We start from the raw sequence: 23,174 nt of genomic DNA on the forward strand, positions 1-23,174 counted from the left end.
AGATGGGATTGCTGAAGATGACTGAGACAATCGCCCGGCTTGCCGACATTCCGTCCGACTACGTCCACACCGAGAAGTCGATCGTCCCGGCGGACGACCTCGCCCTGCCCGGCGCCCACCTGAAGTGGTACGACATCTACCTCGCGGGCCGCGAAACGCCCGACGAGATCCGGGAGCAGGCACGGAAATTCCTGTCGACCGAGGTCGAAGCCGGCCGCCTGGAGTTCCGCGACGAGCTGGGCTACGCCATGCTGCACCTCGACGGCGAGGGCTACTTCCTGCTCGTGGTCGCCTGGCGCAACACCAACGAGATGTGGCAGACGCTCTACGGCCGTGACGACAACGGCTTCCACCCGTATCCGCCGAAGGAGGGCGCGCTCAAGCCGACCCAGAACATCTTCGAGCTGGACTGCACGGCCCACGAACGCCGCGCATGGTCGCGTTTCCTGAGCTCCCCCCGCGATGAGGCCGCCAAGCAGGCCTACATCGACGACAAGTGCACGGGCATCCTGGTCTGACGCATCCGAGGGCTCGGCGGACTGTGGGTCCGCCGAGCCCTCAGGCATGTGGGTGGGGCGGCACCCGGTCCTGATGGCGGTGATGGTGTGTTGGCTCCTCCAGGAGAACCCCTCGGCCTCGCTGCGTCAGATCGCTGGACAGGCCGGGGTGTCCCTGAGCACCGCGTCCGACGTCCTCAAGAGGCTGAGCCGGGGCGAGAGCCCGCTGCCGTCGCCCGGGCCGGCGTCACGTACCGCCCACGTGAGGAGAGTCCTGAGCCTCGTCAGCGTGCACAACGAAGGGGACCCGCTGGAGGAGATCATCGTCGGCACGACGGTGGGCGCCCGGGTGCCCCGCGCCGATCGCAGCGCCTTCGCCGTCGAGTACGCCGGCGACTACGACAGCCACCGCGACCGCGACTTCGGGCACTCGGGGGCGGTGGCAGGGCTTCCGGTGACCGTCGGCCTCCGACGCCTGCGTCTGGTCCCAGGGCCTGCGCGGGGTACTCTGCCCGCCGACACGGGAGTGAGGGAGCCTGCTGATGACGTACGCGACGACACCCGACGGGTCCCGCATCGCCTACCAGCTCCAAGGTGAGGGAGCGCCGCTGGTCCTGCTGGCGGGCCAGGCCAACAACCATCACTGGTGGGACCCGGTCCGCGCCGACTTCCACCCTGCCCGCAGCACCCTCACCCTCGACTACCGCGGCACCGGCGACAGCGACAAGCCCGACACCCCCCACAGCACCGAACTGTTCGCCCAGGACGTCATCGCCGTCCTCGACGAACTCGGCATCGACCGGGCCGACATCTACGGCACGTCCATGGGCGGCCGAGTGGCCCAGCAACTCGCCGCCCACCACCCGCACCGAGTCGGCGCCCTGGTCCTAGGCTGCACCTCGCCCGGCGGCCCGCACAGCATCGAACGCGGCAACGACGTCCGCCAGGCCCTGGCCCAGTCTCAACCCGGAGCCGCACGGCAAGCCCTGCTGGACCTCATGTACACACCCCGCTGGCTCGCCGACGACCCCGGCCCTCACCACACCCTCGGCGACCCTCGCATGCCCGCCCACTCCCGGCGCCACCACCTCGCAGCCAGCAATCGGCACAACGCCTGGGACCTCCTGCCCGGGATCAGCGCACCCACCCTGGTCCTCCACGGCACCGACGACCTGCTCAACCCCACCGCCAACGCACCTCTGCTCGCCGGCCGCATCCCCGACGCCCGACTCCACCTGATCCCCGACACCCGCCATGCCTACTTCGAGGAAGCCCGCACCCACGCCAGCCCCCTAGTCCTGGACTTCCTCACCAGTACCTCGCCCCAGCCCTAGAAGCGCGGCGAGCCACCCGCCGCTCAACGGCCACGGCCGCGCCCTGCCCCGATACAAGAAGTGACAGCGCAACCAGCCGGATTCATCAAACCGCTCATGCCGTCCTCCGAGAGGTTGGGGAGCCGGAGGCCGGAGGAATCGTGCCTCCGGCTGCGAACCGAGCGTGCCCGCGAGGCCGCCGCAGTCCCCACCGCAGGGCACAGCCATGGACAGGCGCCATGGTCGGCACCCGCCAAGCGGCCGAGGTCGACCTCAACCCAGCCAGTAACAGCCGTCAGATTATGGGTAGTTGAGCCAGGAATGCCTGCGGAGTCACTTTGCGCAACGCTGCCCCAGCCTTCACTCAACCTGACTTCACCGAGTCTCGGCGTTGTGCCTTACTGGGGGTGCGCTACGCGCGTTGCGTACTTCCACCACTACGTCAGGAGAGTCCCGGTGAGCCCCACGCGCCGTCTCATACCTACCCTGGCCGCAGGCGTCCTGGCCGCGGTAGGCGCCCTCACGCCTGCCGCCGCCCACGCCGCAAGCACCTACTCCCTGGTCGTGCTGCCGGACCAGAAGGAGGGCGCGATCCACGACTTCGTCAACTCGGCGAAAACATCGGTCGACGTGACGATTTACGAGCTGCGCGACACCACCCTCGTCGACGACCTGGTCAACAAGCAGAAGGCGGGCGTAAAGGTCCGCGTGATCTTCGACTCCCAGCACGCCTCCGTCGACGGCGCCGCCTACAAGGCGCTGTCCGCGGCCGGTGCGGGGGTGACGTACTCGTCCTCCGCATACGTCTACACCCACCAGAAGACCATCACCGTCGACGACTCCACGTCGTACATCAGCACCGGCAACTTCGACACCACGTACTACGCGACCTCGCGTGACTACGGTGTCTTCGACTCCGACAAGGCTGATGTCGCGGCGATCGAGAAGGTCTTCGGCGCCGACTACGCGAAGACCTCCGTCACCCCGCCCGACGGCACCGATCTGGTCTGGTCGCCCACCGACTCGCAGAGCCGCCTGCTGGCTCTGATCAACGGGGCCCAGCACAGCCTCGATGTCCAGGAGGAGGAGTTCGGCGACTCCGCGCTGGTGAGCGCGGTCGTCGCCGACGCGAAGCGCGGCGTCGCCGTTCGGGTTGTCGCGGAGAACCAGTCCTCCAAGTACAGCGAGCAACTGAAGGAGGTCATCGCGGTGGGCGGCAAGGTAGCCACCTTCACCAGTTCCACCGGCTACTACATCCATGCCAAGGCGATCGTCGCCGACTACGGCACCTCCTCCGCGAAGGTGTTCGCCGGCTCGGAGAACTTCTCCGACAACTCGCTCAACCACAACCGCGAACTCGGCCTCATCGTCAGCGACTCCGCAGTTGTCACTGGCATCGAGAAGGCGATCAACGCAGACTTCCTCAAAGGCTCAGGCACAGTCTGACCTGCCCAACCTCCTGGCCGACCGTTGGCGCAGCGGGTCGGCCGGGGGGCCGGACGCCCGAGTCGATCCCGGCGGGGTGAGTGATGCTCGACGGGGGGCGGTCTGCGCGCGATACCCCCGGAACGGCCCCGTGCGGCGGGCGTGTGCCGTAAGTCGCCGTGCGGCAGGCGGGTGTTCATCCTTTGGTAGCCGCCCCGGAGACCTTTGACCGACGGCAGCGCCCTGGTGCCCGCGGCAGCCTGAGGGCGGGTCGGGAGCAACCGGGCGGCGGCCGTAGCAGGGAGACAAGGAGACGTCATGCGGGGCGACGGGATGGGGCGGGGTCGGTTTCTGGCCGGGGCGGCCGGGGTGGGAGCGGCGGCGGCCGCCGGGGCGTTGCTGCCGTCCGGTCCCGCGCGGGCGGCGGGCCGGCAGCGGACGGGGGCCGCCGTCGGCCCGGACGCCGGCGGGCGGGGCGGGCTCGCCCACCGCGGTGTCGTCTACACGGTCGGCGCGGGCGAGACGCCGGGTACGGCGTGGAGCCCGGTCCGGATGCGCGAGGACATCAAGGTCATCGAGGCGGAGCTGTGCGCGGACTCGGTCGAGGTCACCGGGAACGGCGTCGACCGGCTGATGTCGACGATGTCGCAGGCCGTCGAACGTGGCCTGCACGTATGGCTCCAGCCGACCCTGGGCGACCGGCCGGAGCGGGAGATCCTCGACCACCTCGGCGAAGCCGGACGGCAGGCCGAGCGGCTGCGTCGGCAGGGCGCGCGCGTCGACCTCAGTGTGGGCTGTGAGTTCTGGCTGTTCGTGCCCGGCATCGTGCCGGGCGCCGACGCCCAGGAGCGGATCGAGAACCTCCTGAAGGGGGCCTTCGACCCCGAGGTGATGATGCGGCGGCTGACCGAGTTCACCGCGCGGGCGGCGATGGTGGGAAGGTCCGTGTTCGGCGGCCGGCTGAGCTACGCGGCGGCCCAGGACGACGAGGTCGACTGGAGCCTGTTCGATGTCGTGGGCATCGACTACTACTCGTACTTCCCCCACCGTGCCGACTACGTGAGGGAGTTGCGAAAGTATCAGCGCTGGGGCAAGCCGGTCGCGATCACCGAGTTCGGCACCTGCGCCTATGCGGGGGCGCCGAAGGCGGGCGGCATGGGCTGGGACGTCGTCGACCGCACCAAGCAGCCGAACGAGATCAAGGGCGGCCTGGTCCGCAGTGAGCGCACCCAGGCCGCCTACGTCGCCGACCTGCTCGACGTCTTCGAGTCCCTGGGGCTGTACGCGGCGATGGCCTTCGAGTTCGTCACGCCCGACGCCCCGCACCGGCCAGAGCCCCGCCTTGATCTCGACATGGCGAGCTACGGCATCGTCAAGGTGATCAAGGACAGGCCCGACGACCCGGCGTCGGGCTGGCACTGGGAGCCGAAGCAGGCCTTCCACGCCCTGGCCCGGCACTACCGCCGGGGGCGACACTGAACCCCGCCCGCGCGGTCCCGCCGCGCTCGGCCGATGAAGTGCGCCGGGGGAGTGCGGGGGTGGGGCGTGCGTACGGCCGCGCGACGGCTGGGTAGGGTACGGGCGGTATGTACCGACAAGGGGTGGGGTGGACAATGAGCCGTCAGCACACGTGGGCCGCAGCGGGTTTGGCCTTGGTGATCGCGCTGGGCGCGGTCGGCTGTTCCAGCGGGGACGGCAAGAAGTCCTCCGGCGACGGGAAGACCTCGCCGTCGGTCTCCGCGTCCGGCGGCGCGACGGGTGCCGGCGGCGCACCGGGGGGTGTGAAGGCGCTGCCCGGCCTGCCCACCGTGTCCACCGCGCGCACGGACCTGGCAGGCCTGAAGGTCGCCCCGGCCAGCTCGATGGCGGGGTACAGCCGTGACAAGTTCCAGCACTGGGTCGGCCAGGGCGGCAAGTGCGACACCCGTGAGACCGTGCTGAACCGGGACGGCACCGGGGTCAAGCAGGACGCCGAGTGCAAGCCGGTGTCGGGCAAGTGGGTCTCCCGCTACGACCACCTCACCTTCGACAGCGCCTCGAAGATGGACATCGACCACACGGTCCCGCTCGCCAACGCCTGGCGCTCGGGCGCGAGTTCGTGGACGGCCGAGCAGCGCAAAGCGTTCGCCAACGACCTCACCCACCCGCAGCTCGTCGCCGTCTCCGCGACCAGCAACCGGGCCAAGGGCGACCAGAGCCCGGACCAGTGGGCGCCGCCTGCCAAGGACTACTGGTGCGCGTACGCCGAGTCGTGGACCGCGGTGAAGGCCACGTACAAGCTGACCGTCACCCAGGCCGAGAAGGCCAAGCTGACCGAGATGCTGAACATGTGTGCCGCCTGACGGCCGAGTACGCGTCCGGGCAAAGGGCGGGGCAGGATGGACGGCATGAACGGAAACCAGGAGCACCCGGCCGAGGGCGCGGCCCCGCAGTCGTTCACCGGTCGGGTCACCGCGGGCCCCGGCGGGGCGATGACGGACGAGGTCGGCGTGATCACCGGCGATCTCACCCTGACCACGAGCGTCGGCAAGGACGACTTGGCCCGCTTCGCCATCCAGTACACCGAGGCGGACGAGTGGTACACCCTGACGGGCAGCCCCCGGCCGCTTCCGCCGGACGGCCTTGAAGCCCTGCACACCCGCACCCTGGAGGCGATTCGCGCGGGCGGCGCCGCCGAAGCGCCGACGACGTAGGCCCGGCGGCCCCGGGTCCCGTGGACGGGAGCCGCCGAGCAGGCTCGATCCGTCAGGCGCGGCGTCCGGTGAGCCGGGTGCGCGTCAGCACCTGACTGATGCCGGCTCAGATCGTGGGAGCGCATCACGGCCGTCAGCTGCAGCTGGATGCGGCCGGCGTGCTGACGCGGCAATCGCCTAGACGGGGCGCACCTGTGCCTGCCCACGGCGGTGCGACCGCGGTTGCCGATGTCGGTCGTCACTTCCAGCAGCTCCTCGCTCCGCGTGATCCGTTCAGGCGGGAGGCTCATGCGTTTCGGCCAGACCGGCAGTTACCGCTGTGGGTCCGTACCCGCAATGGTTCACGATGTCGGTGCGGAGCGCCGGCGCTCCGCCGCTCACCAGACGTCCGAGAGGTGGCAGCCCCATGACGAATCAGGATCTCGTCTTCAAGACCGCTCGTGAGCTCGTGGAACTGATGGTGACCCGCCAGGTCTCCGCACGTGAGGTCCTGGAGGCGCACCTGCGGCAGATCGAGCGGGTGAACCCCGCGGTCAACGCCGTCGTCACCTTCGTGCCGGAGACCGCGCACGACATGGCGGCGCGGGCCGATGAGTCGATCGCCCGCGGTGTACGGCTCGGTCCGCTGCACGGCCTGCCGACCCTGCACAAGGATCTCGCCGCGACCAAGGACATCCGCACCACGCAGGGCTCGCCGATCTTCCAGGACGACGTGCCCACGTACAACACGCTCGTCGTGCAACGCATGGTCGATGCGGGCGCGGTGACCATGGGCAAGACCAACACCGCTGAGTTCGGGACCGGTTCGCAGACCTACAACCAGGTCTTCGGGGCCACCCGCAATCCGTATGACACCAGCGTCACCTGCGGCGGATCGAGCGGAGGCGCCGCGGTGGCACTCGCCTGCGGCATGGCGCCGATCGCCGACGGCTCCGACATGGCCGGCTCGCTGCGCAACCCGGCCTCGTACTGCAACGTCGTCGGTCTGCGCCCGTCCATCGGGCGGGTGCCGGTATGGCCCGTGCCACAGAACCACTTCACGCTGGGTGCCTATGGTGCGATGGCGCGCACGATCGGCGATCTCGCCCTGCAGATGCAGGTCATCGCCCGCCCCGACGGCCGTGCCGCGCTCAACGCGCCCGTCGTCGACTTCACCCGCCCGCTGGAGTGCGGCGTCGAAGGGGCCCGTATCGCCTGGTCCGACAGCCTGGACGGATTACCCGTCGACGCACGCATCTCCGAGACGCTCGCCCCCGCCAAGCAGGTACTGAGGGACCTCGGCTGCCAAGTGACCGACCGGGAACCGGACTTCAGCGGCGCCGACGAATCCTTCACCATCCTGCGTGCCGCCTACTACCGGCAGGCGTTCGGACAGCTCTTCCAGGATCGCCCCGACGACCTGGGCGACTCCACGAAGTGGGAGATCGAGCAGGGTCTCATGCTGACCGTGGACGACCTCGGCCGCGCGGAAGCACTGCGCTCCGAGGTGTACGACCGGCTCTACGCCTTCCTGACCGAGTACCGCTTCCTGGTCGCCCCGGTCACCCAGCTGCCGCCGTTCGACGTGAACGAACCCTGGCCGAAGACGGTGGCCGGGGTGAAGCAGACGTACTACCGCGAGTGGATGCGCATCTGCTCACGTGTCACGCTTGCCGGACTCCCCGCGATCTCACTGCCGTTCGGCTTCACCCCGGAAGGCCACCCGACCGGGCTCCAGATCATCGGCCGACAGGGCGACGACCTGGGGGTGCTGCGCATGGCGGCAGCGCTGGAGGCTGCGACCGGCACCTGGAAGCGACGCCCGCCGATTGCCCAGTGAACAGGGCCGGTTCGGCGCACCCGTACGGGTCGGCTGAGCCGCGGGCCGCACTGGGCCGCTCGGCGCGGCGGCGCGCCTCCCCGCAACGAACTCCGTAACCCCGCTGTGCGCTGAGGCCCCGCCCGGGATGCAACAACCGGCCGGGGCATCCACGGCCACACCTCGGGGTCGGACGCCGCGCCGGCTGGAGCAGTCGGCGGAACAGCAGCAGGATCGTCGCGCTGGTGGTGAGGGGGGCGGGGCGGCCAGCCCTGCCCGGAGCGCCACCAGTTCGGCCAGGAATGCCGTCGGCATCGGCCCGGTGATGAAGCCGAGGCCGGCCAGGGCGGCGTCCAGGGGCCACCCGCCGTACACCACGTCCATGGACGCGGCCACGCCCGTCAACCGTCTGACTGCCGGGGCAGGTACTGGTGCATGCGGACGTGAGCTCCGAGCACGGGCCGCTGTAGTCGTGCAAGATCCGCTGCCGGCTGCCCAGCCGGATGGGTGTGACGTCTCAGGCACCATGTACGACGGCGGCGGCTCACGGATGCGTTCGTGGTTGCGGCAGTTGGGCTCCGGTACTGGCGGGCCGTCAGTTGTGTCCGCTGCGGGTGAGAGCGGTGCGGGCGGCCTCGGCCCAGTGCGGGGCGCCCGCACGTTCGGCGATGGAGAGCGCGTGGCGGTGGTGCGTGGCCGCTTGGTCCGGCCGGCCGAGGCAGTGGGCGAGCTCGCCGAGGTAGTGGGACACGGGGCCGAGGGTCACCACACCGCTGCCCGCACCGGCCAGACAGTCGGCGGCGGGCAGGAGTTCCTCGTAGACCGACGTGGCCATCTCGCGGTCGTCGAGGGACACGGCCAGAATGGCGGCGAGACCGAGGCGGGCCTCAAGGAGATAGTCGCGGGGCAGTTCCCGCGCAGCCGAGGTGACGGCGCGCGCCTGTGCGGGGTGGCCCTCCGCCAGCAGCATCAGGGCCTTGCCACGGGCGTAGTTGGAGCCCCAGCGCCGGTACTGCTCGTCGGCCTCGTCGGCCAGGTCGAGCAGGGTCCCGTTCTGGATGTAGAGGCAGAACAGGGCGAAGTGCAGCAGATCGCGTTCGATGCCCCACATCCAGGACTCGCCGAGCTGCTCGGTGGTCCGGCGGTAGGCGGTGTCGGCGTCCGCGAACCGGCCCGCGATCGACACCCGCATCGCGCGGTACCAGCCGAGCAGCGTGCCCGGCAGCGGAAGGTCGTAGCGGTCCGCCAACCGCTCGACCGCGTCGGCGTGTTCATCGGCCGTCTCCGGCTCGGCGAGCGCGGCATGCGCCTGGGCGAGGATCACATGGCCGAGCACCTCCACGGCGGCCAGGTCGTGGCGGACCCCGAGGGCCAGCAACTCGCGGCCGATGGCAAGGCGTTCGGGGGCGAGCCCCGCGCGGTGGTAGGCGTGCGCGTGCCGGGCGTTGAGGGCCTGCGCGAGCAGATCCGGCCGGTCCAGGCCACGAGCGAGGGCCTCGGCCTGATGCGCGGCCTGCCTGCCCCGGTCGTCCTGGGTGCCGTCGAGTTCCAGGGCCAGCGTGGTGAGCACGCGGCAGCGCGCTTCCCCGGCGTGCGGGGGCAGGAGGCACAGGACGCGCTCGACCGCATCCACGACCTGGTCGTCCTTGGCCGCGTAACGGCGGTTGGTCCAGACGGTCGGTACGTCGAAAGCGGAGATCAGGTCCGCGGTGAGCACGGGGTCGCCGAGCTTCTCGGCGTCGGCGATGGCCGCGTTGCGCCGCTCGCGCGCGGCGACCACGTCACCGGCCAGGGCGAGCGCTCTGATCGTGCCCATGACGAGGCCGAGGCGGGTCCGTTCGTCGTGGACGCCCGAGCGGTCGTGGGCCGTGAGAGCCTGCTGCCACAGCCGCGCCGCCTCACGGTGGGCGAACCGCCATGCCGCCTGTTCAGCGGCCGCCCTCGCATACCGTGCGGCGCGCGGGGCGCTCGCCCGGTCACCGGCCGACAGGAAGTGGTAGGCCAGCAGGCTCACTTCGGTGGGGCGCAGCCGCTGGATCTCGGTGCCGGCCCGGGTGTGCCAGCGCGCCCGGCGCAGTTGCGGAGCCTCCTCGTAGAGGGCGTCGCGCACCAGGATGTGAACGAAGCGCACCTGGTCGGGGCCGTCCTCCACGAGCAGCCCCGCGTCCAGGGCCGTCTCGACGGCGGTGGCCACGGTCTCGGCGCTGCTGTCGGTCATGGCGGCCAGGATGTCCAGGTCGACTTCGCGGCCGAGTACGGTGGCCTGCCGTAGCAGGGCCTGGGCGGTTTCGGGGAGCCGGGCGAGGCGCTGCCGGACCACCGCGTGGACCCCGGCGGGCACTTGCGAGAGGGCGTCCTCGGCGCCCGCCGCGCTGATCAGCCGCGCGGTCTCGCACACGAAGAACGCGTTGCCCCCGGTCCGCTCGGTGATCGCCCGTACCGTCGCCTCGTCCAGTTCGGGTGCCCCGGACCGCAGGAGCTCGGCGACCGCCTCCTCGGACAGTCCCGCCAGCTCGACGCGGACCGGGGCGTAGCGGGCGAGCCGGCCGAGCGCGTCCCGCAGCCCGGGCGACTCCTCGTGCGGCCGGAGTGTCGCTACGACCAGGACAGGCGCGCCGGAACCGCTGTCTACGAGGTGGGCCAGCAGGTCGAGCGTCTCCTCGTCGGCCCGGTGCAGGTCCTCGACGACGATGAGCAGCGGGGCCGTACGGGCCGTGGCAGTGAGGTGGCTGACGACCGCGTGACGCATTCGGAACCGTCCGCCCGTCGCGTCGTGGGAGGTGTGCGCGGACGCGCTCTCCAGGAGTGGGGCCAGCACCCGGGCCGCATCGGGGGACGGCTCGTGCCCGGCGTCCGCGAGTTCGGACAGCAGCTCGGTCCACGGCCAGGCGGCCGGTGCGCCGCCGCTCTCCGGGCAGCGCCCCCGCACACAGGTCCAGCCCCGACGGGCGAGTCCGGCGCTGACCTGCTCGACCAGCTTCGTCTTGCCCACCCCCGGCTCGCCGGTGACCAGGGCCAGGGTCAGCCGCCCGGCGGCGGCCACCGCCGCGGCTTCCTCAAGGCGGGCCAGCTCGTTCGCGCGCCCCACGAACGGCGGGGCCGCAGGGAGGGTGGGCTGTGCAGCAGGGGGCGTGACCGAGGGGGCGAGCCGCGCGGTGGGCCGGGCGATGGCGGCCGGTTCCAGGCGTGGCGCCTGGGCGAGGACGTCGGCCTCCAAGCGGCGCAGTTCCGCGCCGGGTTCCACTCCGAGATCGTTCATGAGCACGCGCCTGACGCGGCGAAGCGCAGCAAGCGCGTCACCCTGGCGCCCGGCCTGGTAGAGGGCGAGCGCGAGCAGCCGCCAACTCTCCTCGCGCAGCGGGTGGTCGAGGACCTGCGCTTCGAGGTCGGGCAGTGGCTCGGCGGCACGTCCGAGCGTGATCAGAGCCTGCGCCCGCTGCTCCACCGCCCGTGCACGGAATCCTTCGAGCCGGGCCGCCTCCCGTGCGGCCCAGCGCGCAGTGGCGAACTCGGCGTAGGCGGAGCCGCGCCACATGGCCAGCGCGTGGTCGAGCTGCCGCAGCACCGCCTCCGGAGGAGTGCCGCTCGCGCGGGTTCCGCGCACCGCCGCCTCGAAACGCCAGGCGTCCACCGCTTCTTCGGGTACGCGCAGGGCATAGCCGGTGGGGGCGGATATCAGCAGCCGCGGTGGTGTGCGCGGGGGCCGGTCAGGCTCCAGCGCCTTGCGCAGACCGAACACGACGGTCCGCAGGACGCCGGTGGCGCGCAGCGGCGGCACTCCGTCCCACAGGCCGTCGATGAGGCTCTCGACGGACACCACCTGGCCCTGCGCGGCCAGCAGCCGTGCGAGCATCAAGCGGCGCTGAGGTCCCTGCACCGCGACGAGCCCGCCGTTCCCCGCCACTTCCAAGGGCCCGAGCACCCTGAACGTCAGCATTGAAACAGCCCCCCCACCTGCCCCGGAATCCAGCCGCACCATGACCGTGCGGCTGACAACCCTGCCACGCGACGGCCACGGGCTCGCATACCAACCGGCGGGTATGTGCTCGGCGAGCACGCTGCCGGATCCGCGATCACCTGTAGTCCCGGCCGGCGGGAGCAGCCGGCCCCCGCCGAACCGCAGCGGTACGCCAGAGACATGACGAACCGCCAGCCCTGCCAGACCGACCTGTCCGAGGCCCGGTGGGCGCTGCTCGCCCTCCTGCGGATGGTCGGCTGTATCTCGCCACCCCGGTTACCTGACGGGGAGTGAGGGCTCCCGTGCCCGGGTCAGGCCCGGTCGAGTTGGTCCGGGATGACCGAGCCGTCGGCGCGTCGCACGGGGCCGTGCGTGCCGTCGGGGTACGTGGCGCCGGTGGTGGCGCACGGGTAGGCGCCGGACTTGCGTGGCAGCGGGTCGATGAACATCGGGTTGGCCACCCAGCGGCCGTCCGCGTCGTCGAAGGCCCGGCACATCAGCTCGGACTTGTTGCGGTTGATGGCCACGTGGGCACCGGTGGCGTCGTCGACGAAGGTGACGTCGGTGTCGGCGTCGCCCGCGCCGAGGGCGATGCGGTGCGCGAAGTCCTGCTTCTGCCAGGCCCTGGCGCCCTTGATCTTGAAGATCTCCTGGTTGATCATGCAGCGCTTGCCGTCCATGTAGGGCAGCGCGTCGCCCCGGCCGGTCTCGACGCCGCCGCAGCCCTTGATCTCCGTGGTGAGACGGCCGTGCTTGGTGACGCTGCGGATGCCGATGGTGTGACCACGGTCGAGGCCGACGCCGCTGGACCACGCCTCGGCGATGGGCTCGGAGGAGGCGGAGACGATGTAGACATCGAAGCCGGCCGCCTTGAGGGTACGGATCAGGTCCTTCTGCTGGTCGTAGTAGCGGACGTAGCCGGCCAGGGTGTGCGTGCCCACGGTCTGCTTGGTACCGACCGGCGCGGAGAGCTGCTCGGCGCGCGCCTTCTTGGCGAAGGAGGTGAGCTGCGCCGGGGTGTGTCCGGCGAACAGCTGCGGTATCCAGGCGTACGCGGGCACGGTGCGGCGGTGGTTCCAGTCACCTGCGAAGGCAGCCTCGCCCGCCATCGTCTGCGACTTCTCGCGGATCTCGAATATCTCGTCGGCGCAGGCCGCGTTCTTCGAGGTGGGCAGGGGCCGGCCGGCGCGCACCTCGGTGCCGCACGCCTTGGTGAGGGCCTTGTCCGCGGCCGGGGTGAGCCAGGCGCTGGTGTCCCGCCAGCTCTTGGGCCGGAGGATCTTGTCGTGCTTGAGGGCCCAGGCGAGGGTCGCGTCCGTGATGTCGTTCTTGACGACGGTGTTGTCCCAGTCGAAGGCGGCGACAGGGCGGGGGCCGCCCTTGCCGGAGCAGGTGCCCCGCTCGTCGATCATCTTCTGCAGCTTGGCGCGGTTGGCACCGGCCCAGGAGAGGCTCTTGGCGAGCTGGGGGCACTTGGCGCTGGACGAGTGGGCCGGTGCGGCGGTGGCGGGGACCGTGGCGGCGAGGGCCGCGGCAGCCAGGAGGCCGACGACGATGGCGGGCTTCTTTCGCATGCGTTCTCTTACGTGTGAGGGGTGGCAGGACACGCCGGGGCCGACGGGTGGCCCGCCCCGGCACTTGATCATGGACCCTACACAGGGTTCGCACAGCCGCCCGCGATGCCGCCGTCGACGAGGAACGCGGCGGCGTCGACGAAGCAGGAGTTGTCACGAGCCAGGAGGCGCTGACCTCATCGGCTCCATGCTGTCCATGGTGCGCAGCCTCACTCAGCCGGTGGCACTCCCGTCCCTGAAGCCTGGCAGCCTGTCCGGGCACCGAGGACGCCGAGGTGATGCTGTCGCGGAGGCCGACCACCTGTGAACCCTGCCTCTGCCCCCCTGGCCTGCGCTGGTGGGTGCGCGACGCGAGGGGAGTGCGGTACGCGCGTGAGTGTGGCGGCAACTCGGCTTGAGGCGGGTGGAATTCGGCGCGGTTGCGGCGGGTCCACCGTCAGCCGAGCGGCGATGGCCCTACTCCTGGAGCTCCCTCTTGATGGCATCGTCGAGCCTTGCTCGCAAGGGCGTCACCTCAACGCGCCATCTCTCCACAGCCGCTTCCGCCCCGGCTGAGGTCAAGGTCCGGTCGACAAAGATGCACTGGATCCATAGGGCCCCAATGCTGCGCTCCACTTCATCACCTGCCACCATGCGAGGCTCGTGGTGCCCACTGTGAAGCTCTTCGAACGCTTCCCTCTGTTCGGTCGCATCCCCGCTCGGAAGCGAGCGGCGGAACCGGTCCAGAGCGCTCTGAAACCGACCGTATGCGGCGTGCTGCGCCGTTCGTCTCCATACCTCTCTATCGGCTTCGCTCTGACGCTGAACCAGTTCAAGGGCGTTTCGGTGCATCTCCTGCGCCGCGGCCAAAGCTGCTCGATGCGAGGCTTCTGCCACTTCCAGGGCCTGGCGATGGCCAACCTCCGTCTGTTCCAGGGCAGTTCGACAGGAGGTCTCGGCTTGCAACAGGGCAGTCCGTCTCTGCCAATGGGCGACGACGAGCGTGGTGGGTATTCCCGCAAGGGCACACAGGGCTGCGATACCGGACAGGTCCATAGCCGACCATGATGGCTCGGGCTGGAGAATCAGTCACCGGGTGCTGCCTTGTGTCCTCGAAATCCTCCGGTACGAGGACCTGGCCCGGGAGCTGAACGTCCTGCGCTTACAAACAGCGGATCCCACGCTCTGTGTCTCTCAGGACCTCTTCCCGCCGCCCGGCCAACGGATGACAGAGCCCCAGCAGCATCCGGCCCTGTTGTGGATCTACTGCGGCGGAACCGGCACCAAGATGTCGTACGTGCTGCGGCACCAATTCATCAAGGCCGGCCTGGCCGTCCAAGTCGACAGGCGTGATCCCTGGGTCGGCTTCCACCCCAGGCTGGGCACCGTCTACCACACCGCCCTGGCAGACACCGTCGCCCGTCACAACACACTGTCACCCGTGACCGACGACCCGGGGATGCACCACGCGGTGGGCACCCTCGACCGCCTCGCCGATCTGATCGACCTGCCTGTGACCCCAGCCCTCCAGGACACCCGGGCCGCCTATGCCCATCTGACGCTCCGCGCCGTGATCCGACCCGAGAGGATCGCCAGCGTGCCCGTGTCCCGGTTGGTGGACTTCCGGCAGAGGTACGTGCCCGAGCTCGCGGCCTTTCACGCGCACATCGACTCGCTGGCAACCGAAGTCGAACAGATCGCCGCCGTCGAGAACTCCGAGATCGCCCAAGCCCATCCGACGGCGCTCCATGAGCGGACCGCCAAACCGCAACTGGACGGACTACGCCGTGCGCTGCGCGCATTCGGTGTCGAGTCGACGGTGGGCACGTTGGGGTTGAAGGTGGACCTTGGGGCTGTTTCCGGCACGGTACTGGGCACCCTGGCTGTCTCCGGAGGCCACCCGGCCATAGGAGCCGGGGCGGTCGCACTCACCGTCGTTCCGTATATCGCGGGCCGTCGTCCGCGACATCCGCACCGGGACTGTCCGGTCTCGGTCCCAATCGATCTGGTCCGATTCGCTTTTCGTCCCAGGCGATCCGGTCCGCCGGAGCTGCTCGGTCGGTCGCATTCAAGCAGCTGAAACGTGCCCCTTACGGCAGGGAGCGAGTGAGCCACACCAGTTCGCCACGATCATCGGCCGAGACATGGTCGGGCTCGAACCCGAGCTTTTCGAGGACGCGAAGTGACGGCGCGTTCCAGGGACGCACCGTCGACCAGAGCCGCTTCCGTCCGGTCGCGATCGCGGCGTCGAGCACCGCGGAAGCCGCCTCGGTCGCATAGCCGTGTCCGTGCACGTGTCGGAACAACTCGTACGCGATCTCGGGCTCGTCGACGGAAGCCCGACCGACCGTGAGCCCGCAATACCCAATGAAGTCGCCCACATCGCGGCGGATGACGGCCAGCAGAGCAATGCCTTTCAGTGCCGAAGCAGCGCGCTGATCCTCGATCATCCGCCGGTTGTGCTCGATTGACGGCATACCATCGCCCCGTTCGGCGACGAGCTCACGATGGGAGTCGACGTCGGACTCGGTCCACGGACGCAACGTCAGCCGAGCGGTTTCGAGTTGGAGCGGCATTGGCGGATACGGCACGGCGACACTCTATCGACGCTCCCTCGGGCCGAGCCAGATCAACTGAGACGCCCCCTGCCATCTGTGAGTCCGGAACCAGATCAACTGAGGTTTCCGGCAACCTGGCGTCTCAACCAATCTGGTCGCCGCAGGTCACAGGATCACCCACACCCCAGATCACACGCGACGGGACAGGGACCCTCACGCTGCGTGCCACCGCCGCCCGCCTGCGTTTCTGAGCCACCAGCTGACACCCGGTTGTCAGGGGTGGGGCGTATGGCGCGGGCATGGACCAGGCCAAACGCACGTTTCCTCTGGCCCTCCGGTTCGAGGCGACCGGCAGGGCGATGGAGGGTACTTGGGCGAGCCGGGCCACCGCCGATTACAAGCTCCGGTACTGGACCGGCGTGTACGGCACCGCGGCTGCCACAGCGACGATCCGACTGTGGGAGCCGCGCCCGGACGGCCGGGAACACACCCTCGGCGTATGGCTTGGGGACAAGGCCTGACCGACGACTTGAGGGCGTGACCGGCGCTCGCCTTCGGCTCTGCGTCCACCGGTCCGGGTCGGGTCCGCGAAACCGGCACCTTCGGCGTTCGGGCAGGCCAGAATCGGCGGGACACACCGCACGGGGCACGCATGGCACCGGCAGTGGTCGGATTCCACAGGGCCAACCAGACGACCGGCCGTCAGATCACCGCGGTGGTCACCCAGTCCGGCTTCCTCCACAAGAGCTCCGGACCGTTCGGCATGGTCGGCCGTCTCCACTGCGCCCGCGACCTCAACCGCCACCCGCCCCGCCCCGGGAGCCATCCGGTGCAGGAGGCGGTGATGGAGCTGCTCCGGCTGCACGAGACCCCAGCAGCACACCTACACCCGGGTCATGATCGCCCCGGCCGCGGTCCGCCTGGAGGAAGGTGTCGACGTACTCGACCTGCACGCCGCCCTCACCGCATGGCTGCGCCTGAACCCAGACCAGACGTGACACCCCGGGAAGAGACCGGCGAAGAAGAACTGCCCCACCTGCCGGGCCCTGCGCCGGGAAGCGGCCAGGCCCGGCGCGCCGATCGCCGACCTCCTGGTCCGCGTGGCGCTGCACGAACGGTTGACAGATGTCGGTGATGGTCGAAAGGGTTCAGGCGTCGCCGACAGACAGAGTGCCGGGAGCGCAAACCCACGGTCGGGCAGCCGTGTCCGGCCAGGTCAGGAAGCCGCGAGTGGAAGAGGCGCGTCCCTCACGGGTGGAGACCGCATAGAGGGTGTCACGTCTGTTTCTGGTAGCGGCCTCGTCCGGGTTGGGTGAGGGTTTCTTGCAGTGTGAGGCAGGTGCGGTTGACGCTGATGGTGGGAAGGGCGAGTTGGTCTGTGTCCCGCTACGTGTCTTCTTCTCGCCGTGCCGTTACCAGGTAGGCGGTGCCCAGCCAGCGGCGGGCTCCCCTGCTCACGGTCCTTTCGGGATGGTTGCGCCATTTCTGGCTCCGGCGGCGGACCGGCCGGTCCAGCGGCGGGACCAGGGGTGTCACGTCGTAGTGGACCGCATCCCGCGGCGGCAGTCCGGTCGCACGCATCATCCGGCGGAGTCGAGCCAATGGGATCGCTCGGATGCCGGACACGGCCGCGGCGTGCCGAGGCACGCCGAACAGCCCTTCGATGCGGCCGAGTGCACGCACCAGCGGCCAGTAGACGAACCATTCGACCAGGCGATACGGGCTGAGCGGGTTGAGCATCGTCACCACGACCAGGCCGCCCGGCCGTACCACGCGTGCGATCTCGCGCAGCCCCTCAGCGGCGTCGGTGTACTCCAGGACGCCCATCGCGACGACGACATCGAAGTGCCTGTCGGGATAGGGCATCTTCTCGACGCGCGCGACGCTGAACTCGACGTCGTCGCCGGAGCCCTTCGCCCGAGCGGTGGCGGCGTCGATCATTGCCGGGGACCGGTCAATTCCGGTGATCTGGAACTCCCCGGGGCGGATGTCGAGAAGCCGTTGCACCAGCATGCCGGGCCCGCAGCCCACGTCCAGCAGGCGACCGTGCGGGGCGGCACGAAGCGCTTCGTCGACCACATGCAGCCGGGAGCAGTAGTACCGTGCCGCCGGCCGCCAGCCGTCATATGACGCGGCATAACGAGCAGCGTCGTCAGGGGTCAGATACTGCGCGGCTACAGCGGCGTCGCGTGCTGCAGCTTCGTTACCACGATTCGCCCGTGCCGTCTTGGAAGACGCCATCACTACTCCCAGGGCTGATGCAAAGTCCGGTCGGGGGTGTTGCAGACCTGGTCAGCGCCCGTGACGGAGACGGTGTGCTGCTCGCGCTGGACGGGGGTTATGGCCCGTTCGGTGGTTTTGCCCCCGGTGTCGGCCGCGGGCGTGGCACTGCTCGCGTTCCAGCGGATCACCGGGCTCGCTGCGCCCGGCGTGCCGGTGACGGCGGACGGCACAAGGTGTTGTGCCGGGCCCCTTTCACGGGAGGGGGCCCGGCGATCGGTGTGGCCGGTGGCTGGTCCTCGACGGGGAACCAGCGTTGTTCGGGGGTGTTGTTGCAGTGGCGCGGGATGATGGCGTTGTGTTCGCTTTCGTCGGCGACACACTGTGCGGGCCGGGGGATATGAAGCTGATGAAGGGTGCGCCGCCGTCGTGGCGGCGGTCGTAGTCCCAGTACTGTCCGCCGTTGTCTTCGCGGCAGTCTTCCGGCTTGGCTTCGTGCCCGAAGCCGCAGCCGGTGATACAGAGGTCGGCATACAGCTTGCTTTCGATCTGGTAGCCGTCGCGCCCGGGCCGCAGGTAGAAGTCCTGGGCCTCGGAGTATTGGGTTTTTCGGCCTTGAGGATCCCGTTGCCCAGGGCGTCGAGTCGGCGGTGGGTGGCGGCGTTCTCGGAGTGGTCCCACTTGGGGGCCGTCGCGCCGGGCGCGCTGGGGGTGGCGGCCAGGGCTGTTGCGGTGGTGCCCCAGCCCAGCAGGCCGGTACTGAGCAGCGGGGCCACCGACAGGGCAATGCCGGTGGACCTCTTCAGGGGGGCCACGGAGTCCTCCTTGCCCGTGACGGGGGCTTGTCACGGGGTGGGTATGAGAGGCGCGGCGGTTCAAAGCCCGGGTCTCGCAGGCACCGTAGAGCCGCTGTCCATGGGGCGAGAAGCGGTATTCGGGACATCGCCTCGTCTCCGTCGCCAAGCCGTCCGCCCACGTAGCCGTGAGGTTCCGGTCGACGGCACGGCCTGGGGGCGGTCGAGGCGGGACTGCCTGCCGGTTGCCGTTCAGCCGTTCGCGGCGCGGCCCCGGGGACAGGCCACTGGGCTTGTTGCGCCGTCAACGAGCCGTCGGTCCAGCTACGTTGCGGGGGCTACGCGGGGAGAGGGGGATGGCGGACCGTCCCGGTTTTGGACACGCCCGGCCCGCTCGTGCCGGCCGTCGGCCGATGCGGTTCACTGCGGAGGCACTTGGCTTGAACCGATACCGCCGTCGCCTGGATGCAGGGCCTGGCGGTGAGGCACTCGGGGCCCCGCGCAGTTGCCTGCGTGGGGTCCCGGGCTGAAGCCCGCATCAAGATCGCGACCTGGATCACCGACTGGTGCAACCCACGCCGCAGGCATTCGGCCTGCGACTGGCTGTCACTCATCGACGAAGCTCGGAAACCAGCTGCTGTGCTGCAGCTGCCCATTCGGATTACCCCCCAACCGCAACATCGTTCACCTGGACACGCATATGGACAAACGCAGAACACGACGTGAGCGGAGCCCTCCCGGCTCAGATGCCGTTCGTGTTCGCCTACTCGCGACAAAGCGGCGCGCTGAGTCACATGACCAAGGCCTTCGGTCGGCAGGGTATGCACGCATAAATCGATCAGCCGGATCGACGACAATGCAGTTCACTCATGTGAGGTAGGCAGGGCGTGGGCTATCGCAAACGGACTGCTCATCCCGGTCGGTGTGGTGCCTGACCAGCCCAACGGGCGACGGCCAAGGGAACGAGGAACGCCGCGCCGCCCTCAAGGAGATGGTCGCCTTTCCGCACCGCGCGCCCGGGCCTGAACCCGCCCTCTCCGGGTTCATGAGCGCACAAAGGGCGGTGGGTTCGCCGTGGGACCGCCGCAGGATTCGGCGAACCCACTGGGTTCCCGAGTCCCGGCTTCGATCGTCGCGGCCACCCCGTGCAGGGCGAGCGCAGGCAGTGCCAGGACCTGCTCGGCTTCGTACGGGGTGCGGTCCAGGTAGCGCAGGGCGCCGGTCTTGGGAACAGTTCGGGTGTCTCGGTGGACGCGGGTCGTAGGCACTTGCATCCTCGCCCTTGATCGCTTGGAGGGCGGTTGAGGTCGATGGTGTCTCGCAGTCGAACTCCTCGATCGCGTGATGCGTCGTGGGTTGGAGGACGCCGGCCCCGGTCCTGACGACGACGGACAGGTGGAGCGAGCGCCGCATCCGTCGTCCAGGGCGGGGCGTTGCACTCCGGGGAGCTCGCCGCCGACCGGCGGGGACGGGACACGGAGATTGTGGCAGCGCCGGCAGCGGGTATCGGATGAGGATCGTCGCTGCGTGCCTATATCAAGCCGTCGCTCAGAACACGATCGAGTGCTGCCCGGCCTGCGGGTCCCCAGGCCGGCTTGCCGCCGGGAAGGCCTTGGTCGCCGTTCTGGCCCATGAGCATGAGGAACAGGCTTTTTAGGGCGGCCAGCCCGCGGGCGCGCCGGATCGTCGCGCCGTCTGCCCGCGCGTACACGTTGAAGAAGCGTGAGGCGCAGCCCGCGGGAAGGAGCACCCATGCGGCGGCGAGGTCCCACGCCGGATCGCCGGCGAACAGGGCACCGAAGTCGACGATGCCCGAGAGCGTTCCGTCCGAGACGACGACGTTCGCGGGATGCAGGTCGCCGTGCACCCACAGCGGCGGGCCCTCCCACTCGGGCGCCGCGACGGCGTCGTCCCAGACGGCCCGGACCTCGTCGGCCAGGTCGCAGGGGACGACGGCGTGGAAGAAGCGGTCGAAGCCGTCCGCGCACTTCTTGGGGTGAGCGCCGAAGTCCGAGCTGATCGGCGCCTCGGCGGGCGCCTCCACGTGGAGCGCCCTGAGGAAGCCTGCCAGTGTGTCGGCCGCGTGGGCGCTGCGGCTGATCGAGGCGTGGTCCAGCGGCTCGCCGGGAACCCACGTCATGATGGTCCAGTGCTTGGGGAAGCGCTCGGACGGTTCGCCGAACCGCACCGGGATCGGCACCGGGAGCGGCAGGCGCGGGGCCAGCACGGGCAGCCACCGCCGCTCCTTGAGCTGGAGCTCCGGGGTGGGGTCCATGCGCTGCATGCGCACCGCCAACTCGTCCCCGAGGCGCCACATTTGGTTGCCCCAGCCGCCCGCCACCTCGCGGATGGCCAGTCCTGCAAGATCTGGATGTTGCTCCCGCAGCAGGTCGCGGACCAGGTCTGCGGTGATCTCGATCTCGGAGTCGGTCATGCGAAGCCACACTACTGGGGCAGGATTTTGGCTGCGCTCGTGATCCGTGACTGGCTGGCTGCCTGAGCCGTGGGCCGGCGGCGGTACCTCGACGACGAAGAACAGGAATTGGGGTTGGTCGACAGGTCCTTGAAGCCGTCCGGGAACAGTTCGCGGGCGGCCGGTTCGGGCTGCGGCTCGCCGATGACGCAAAGCCGGGTGCAGTACCAGCGACGCGACTACGTCGTCGAACGTCCCGTCGCCGAACGGCAGAGGGTCGATATGGATCCGATTCTGTTCCCCGCCGCCACAGCCTGTTTCTTTGCTCTTCTTCCGGCTCTCCGAGGTGCCGCCGAGTTCGAGCCATCCGGTGATCTTCCCGACCTCCCCCCCCCAGCACGACAACTGCACCGTCCCGGTGACGCGGTAGCTGCGGGCGCCAGTCCAGGTGAGGTCGCCGTCGAACGATGCCCTGCCACCGTAGTTCCACCTGCCGCGGTCGACTTCCTGGTGGAGGGGAACCACGGTGAACTGTTCAGCGGACTTGGTGTCGGCCTTTGCTGCCGGCGCCGCCAAGACGGTGGTGGCTCACATGAGTGCCGCAACGGATAAACGTCGCAGGGCCCTGCTCTGCATCAGGTTCTCCTTGAGTGAACGCGATTCTTCCCGGCCCGGACTTCACGTATTTCCCCCGGTCCTGGCCTCGCCCTTGTCTACTTGATCAAGGTCCTGCCCGGACGACCTTGCCGAGGATGGAGGCCGTGCCTCTAGTCGCCACCGTCCCCGCCGCCGCTGTCTCCCCCGTCTCCGTCGCCCCCGCTCCCGTGTCCGCTGCCTCCGTCTCCGCCGTCGGAGCCCCAGCCGTCTGAGCCACCCGGTTCGTTGTCGTCGCCGCCGCTGCCCAGGTTGCTGAACCAGGGCCGGTCCCAGGCGTCGTCGGTGGCGACCGGCTCGCCGGCGCTGGTGTGCGGGCGTTGGAGCCGGAAGCGGGCCGTGCCCGTGGTGTCGCCCAGGCCGAAAGCGACCGCGAAGGCCTGGGCCATGACGGCGTCGAGCGGGTCCGGGCTCTCGTAGTGCACGGGCGCCAGGGGCAGCAGCACCGTGCCGGTGTCGAGGTCGGGGTGGCGCGGCGGTCGCTGTAGCAGGGCGACCCGCTGCTCGTCGCGCAGCAACCAGGAGCTTGCGTAGTTCGCCCGGCGCAGCTCCCAGACGCCCTGGGGAAGCCGTGCCTGTGCGTAGCTCTTGGACTTGCGCAGCTTCTTCTTCAGGACGAGGGCGGCCGGTACGTCCCCGACGGTCATCCGCAGCCCCTGCGCCTGGTCAGCGGCGCTGCTCAGGAAGCCGTGCGGGGCCCGTATCCGTACGGGTGGAGCGCCTGGCCCCCACACGTCCACGCGCACCAGCCGACGGTCTACGGCCACGACTACCTGGCCGGCGGGTCCGTGGGCGTACCGGCGGGCCATCCACAGGGGCACGCCCTCCGCCCGCGCCTGCTCGGCCATGGCGTTCAGGTGCGCGGGCCCGCCGCAATGCCGTACCGCCAACTCTCCGAGCGACTGGGCGAATTCGGCGGCCTGGCGTACTTTCACGAGAGCAGTGGTGCCGGTGACGCGGGTGACCGGGACGACGCCACTGCCTGTGGCCAGCAGGTCCAGCGGACGTTCCGTGCCGCCACCGCCGAGCCAGTGGCCGCGCTGGAACGCCTCGGCCATGGCCGGCAGGTTCAGCTCACGCAGCGGCGTGACCTTGCCGCTGCGACGCAGGTTTTCCTCCGTGAGCTCAACGGTCCGCGCCAGCGGGTTCCACGACCGTTCCGTATAGAGCGCCTGGCTCATGCCATCCCCTCGTGTCCGTGCAGTACAGCGACCGAGCCTATCGAGCCTCAGGACGTGCTCGAACAGCGTCCGGTTTCCGGATCCCCCGGTCACAGTCGGCGGCTGAGCTGGGCGAAT

General features: G+C 69.9%; 19 protein-coding genes and 1 pseudogene. 11 read left to right on the top strand and 9 right to left on the bottom strand.

The annotated features are described in order from the left end of the window. The first annotated feature begins 17 nt into the window (after positions 1-17). The 8 genes from ACSHXC_RS37735 (at position 18) to ACSHXC_RS37770 (ending at position 7,747) form a co-directional block, all read left to right on the top strand. Positions 18-518, top strand: coding sequence for a hypothetical protein (locus ACSHXC_RS37735; protein WP_438295838.1), 501 nt, complete (start codon positions 18-20; stop codon positions 516-518). A gap of 46 nt (positions 519-564) precedes the next feature. Further along, a complete protein-coding gene (locus tag ACSHXC_RS37740) occupies positions 565-1,095 on the top strand; it encodes a winged helix-turn-helix transcriptional regulator (RefSeq protein WP_438295839.1) in 531 nt (176 codons plus the stop codon). Continuing rightward, complete coding sequence (locus ACSHXC_RS37745) at positions 1,040-1,831, top strand: alpha/beta fold hydrolase (protein ID WP_438295840.1); 792 nt, start codon at positions 1,040-1,042, stop codon at positions 1,829-1,831. The genes ACSHXC_RS37740 and ACSHXC_RS37745 overlap by 56 nt, the downstream gene beginning before the upstream one ends. A 435-nt stretch (positions 1,832-2,266) precedes the next feature. Beyond that, positions 2,267-3,256 (top strand): phospholipase D-like domain-containing protein, encoded by a 990-nt coding sequence (locus tag ACSHXC_RS37750; RefSeq protein WP_438295841.1) that lies wholly within the window; start codon positions 2,267-2,269, stop codon positions 3,254-3,256. A 297-nt stretch (positions 3,257-3,553) separates the two neighbouring features. After that, positions 3,554-4,714, top strand: coding sequence for an abortive phage infection protein (locus ACSHXC_RS37755; protein ID WP_438295842.1), 1,161 nt, complete (start codon positions 3,554-3,556; stop codon positions 4,712-4,714). 134 nt (positions 4,715-4,848) lie between these two features. Continuing rightward, positions 4,849-5,577, top strand: a complete 729-nt coding sequence (locus tag ACSHXC_RS37760; protein WP_438295843.1) for an HNH endonuclease family protein — start codon at positions 4,849-4,851, stop codon at positions 5,575-5,577. 45 nt (positions 5,578-5,622) lie between these two features. Next, complete coding sequence (locus ACSHXC_RS37765) at positions 5,623-5,928, top strand: hypothetical protein (protein WP_438295844.1); 306 nt, start codon at positions 5,623-5,625, stop codon at positions 5,926-5,928. 406 nt (positions 5,929-6,334) lie between these two features. After that, positions 6,335-7,747 carry an amidase gene (locus tag ACSHXC_RS37770; protein WP_438295845.1) on the top strand — a complete coding sequence of 471 codons (1,413 nt, stop codon included), beginning with the start codon at positions 6,335-6,337 and terminating at the stop codon, positions 7,745-7,747. 574 nt (positions 7,748-8,321) lie between these two features. On the opposite strand, the gene ACSHXC_RS37775 is transcribed toward ACSHXC_RS37770, so the two are convergent. Continuing rightward, on the bottom strand, positions 8,322-11,663 hold the full coding sequence (locus tag ACSHXC_RS37775) for a BTAD domain-containing putative transcriptional regulator (RefSeq protein ID WP_438295846.1): 3,342 nt from the start codon (positions 11,661-11,663) through the stop codon (positions 8,322-8,324). A gap of 332 nt (positions 11,664-11,995) precedes the next feature. Next, on the bottom strand, positions 11,996-13,258 hold the full coding sequence (locus tag ACSHXC_RS37780) for a haloacid dehalogenase-like hydrolase (protein ID WP_438295847.1): 1,263 nt from the start codon (positions 13,256-13,258) through the stop codon (positions 11,996-11,998). Positions 13,259-13,912: 654 nt separating this feature from the next. Between ACSHXC_RS37780 and ACSHXC_RS37785 the strand changes: the two genes are divergently transcribed. Further along, positions 13,913-14,305: a hypothetical protein gene (locus ACSHXC_RS37785; protein WP_438295848.1), complete on the top strand. Its 393-nt coding sequence runs from the start codon at positions 13,913-13,915 to the stop codon at positions 14,303-14,305. A gap of 220 nt (positions 14,306-14,525) precedes the next feature. Then, complete coding sequence (locus ACSHXC_RS37790) at positions 14,526-15,317, top strand: DUF6236 family protein (RefSeq protein WP_438295849.1); 792 nt, start codon at positions 14,526-14,528, stop codon at positions 15,315-15,317. 10 nt (positions 15,318-15,327) lie between these two features. Here the strand turns inward: ACSHXC_RS37790 and ACSHXC_RS37795 are convergent, their stop codons facing one another. Continuing rightward, complete coding sequence (locus ACSHXC_RS37795; RefSeq protein ID WP_438297059.1) at positions 15,328-15,813, bottom strand: GNAT family N-acetyltransferase; 486 nt, start codon at positions 15,811-15,813, stop codon at positions 15,328-15,330. A 281-nt stretch (positions 15,814-16,094) separates the two neighbouring features. Here ACSHXC_RS37795 and ACSHXC_RS37800 point away from each other — a divergent pair, with 281 nt between their 5' ends. Next, positions 16,095-16,316: a hypothetical protein gene (locus tag ACSHXC_RS37800; RefSeq protein WP_438295850.1), complete on the top strand. Its 222-nt coding sequence runs from the start codon at positions 16,095-16,097 to the stop codon at positions 16,314-16,316. 865 nt (positions 16,317-17,181) lie between these two features. Here the strand turns inward: ACSHXC_RS37800 and ACSHXC_RS37805 are convergent. The 6 genes and pseudogenes from ACSHXC_RS37805 to ACSHXC_RS37830 form a co-directional block, all read right to left on the bottom strand. Then, positions 17,182-18,036, bottom strand: coding sequence for a class I SAM-dependent methyltransferase (locus ACSHXC_RS37805; RefSeq protein WP_438295851.1), 855 nt, complete (start codon positions 18,034-18,036; stop codon positions 17,182-17,184). Between the two features lie 2 nt (positions 18,037-18,038). After that, positions 18,039-18,248, bottom strand: a complete 210-nt coding sequence (locus tag ACSHXC_RS37810; protein WP_438295852.1) for a hypothetical protein — start codon at positions 18,246-18,248, stop codon at positions 18,039-18,041. A 1,604-nt stretch (positions 18,249-19,852) separates the two neighbouring features. Then, positions 19,853-20,077, bottom strand: a complete 225-nt coding sequence (locus ACSHXC_RS37815; RefSeq protein WP_438295853.1) for a hypothetical protein — start codon at positions 20,075-20,077, stop codon at positions 19,853-19,855. A 263-nt stretch (positions 20,078-20,340) separates the two neighbouring features. Further along, entirely contained in the window at positions 20,341-21,243 is a 903-nt protein-coding gene (locus ACSHXC_RS37820; RefSeq protein ID WP_438295854.1) for an aminoglycoside phosphotransferase family protein, read from the bottom strand. A gap of 66 nt (positions 21,244-21,309) precedes the next feature. After that, positions 21,310-21,440 (bottom strand): annotated as a pseudogene (locus tag ACSHXC_RS37825) (SAM-dependent methyltransferase); the annotation flags it as partial. A 549-nt stretch (positions 21,441-21,989) separates the two neighbouring features. Further along, complete coding sequence (locus ACSHXC_RS37830) at positions 21,990-23,057, bottom strand: hypothetical protein (RefSeq protein WP_438295855.1); 1,068 nt, start codon at positions 23,055-23,057, stop codon at positions 21,990-21,992. Between the last annotated feature and the right edge of the window lie 117 nt (positions 23,058-23,174).

This window comes from Streptomyces sp. HUAS TT7, assembly GCF_051550175.1.
In the GTDB taxonomy this organism is placed as follows: Bacteria; Actinomycetota; Actinomycetes; order Streptomycetales; family Streptomycetaceae; genus Streptomyces.

Excerpts from the sequence above, each read along its gene's own strand:
- ACSHXC_RS37735 (WP_438295838.1), top strand. The coding sequence starts at position 18 with ATGACTGAGACAATCGCCCGGCTTGCCGACATTCCGTCCGACTACGTC.
- ACSHXC_RS37740 (WP_438295839.1), top strand. The coding sequence starts at position 565 with ATGTGGGTGGGGCGGCACCCGGTCCTGATGGCGGTGATGGTGTGTTGG.
- ACSHXC_RS37745 (WP_438295840.1), top strand. The coding sequence starts at position 1,040 with ATGACGTACGCGACGACACCCGACGGGTCCCGCATCGCCTACCAGCTC.
- ACSHXC_RS37755 (WP_438295842.1), top strand. The coding sequence starts at position 3,554 with ATGCGGGGCGACGGGATGGGGCGGGGTCGGTTTCTGGCCGGGGCGGCC.
- ACSHXC_RS37760 (WP_438295843.1), top strand. The coding sequence starts at position 4,849 with ATGAGCCGTCAGCACACGTGGGCCGCAGCGGGTTTGGCCTTGGTGATC.
- ACSHXC_RS37765 (WP_438295844.1), top strand. The coding sequence starts at position 5,623 with ATGAACGGAAACCAGGAGCACCCGGCCGAGGGCGCGGCCCCGCAGTCG.
- ACSHXC_RS37770 (WP_438295845.1), top strand. The coding sequence starts at position 6,335 with ATGACGAATCAGGATCTCGTCTTCAAGACCGCTCGTGAGCTCGTGGAA.
- ACSHXC_RS37775 (WP_438295846.1), bottom strand. The coding sequence starts at position 11,663 with ATGCTGACGTTCAGGGTGCTCGGGCCCTTGGAAGTGGCGGGGAACGGC.
- ACSHXC_RS37780 (WP_438295847.1), bottom strand. The coding sequence starts at position 13,258 with ATGCGAAAGAAGCCCGCCATCGTCGTCGGCCTCCTGGCTGCCGCGGCC.
- ACSHXC_RS37790 (WP_438295849.1), top strand. The coding sequence starts at position 14,526 with ATGTCGTACGTGCTGCGGCACCAATTCATCAAGGCCGGCCTGGCCGTC.
- ACSHXC_RS37795 (WP_438297059.1), bottom strand. The coding sequence starts at position 15,813 with ATGCCGCTCCAACTCGAAACCGCTCGGCTGACGTTGCGTCCGTGGACC.
- ACSHXC_RS37800 (WP_438295850.1), top strand. The coding sequence starts at position 16,095 with ATGGACCAGGCCAAACGCACGTTTCCTCTGGCCCTCCGGTTCGAGGCG.
- ACSHXC_RS37805 (WP_438295851.1), bottom strand. The coding sequence starts at position 18,036 with ATGGCGTCTTCCAAGACGGCACGGGCGAATCGTGGTAACGAAGCTGCA.
- ACSHXC_RS37820 (WP_438295854.1), bottom strand. The coding sequence starts at position 21,243 with ATGACCGACTCCGAGATCGAGATCACCGCAGACCTGGTCCGCGACCTG.
- ACSHXC_RS37830 (WP_438295855.1), bottom strand. The coding sequence starts at position 23,057 with ATGAGCCAGGCGCTCTATACGGAACGGTCGTGGAACCCGCTGGCGCGG.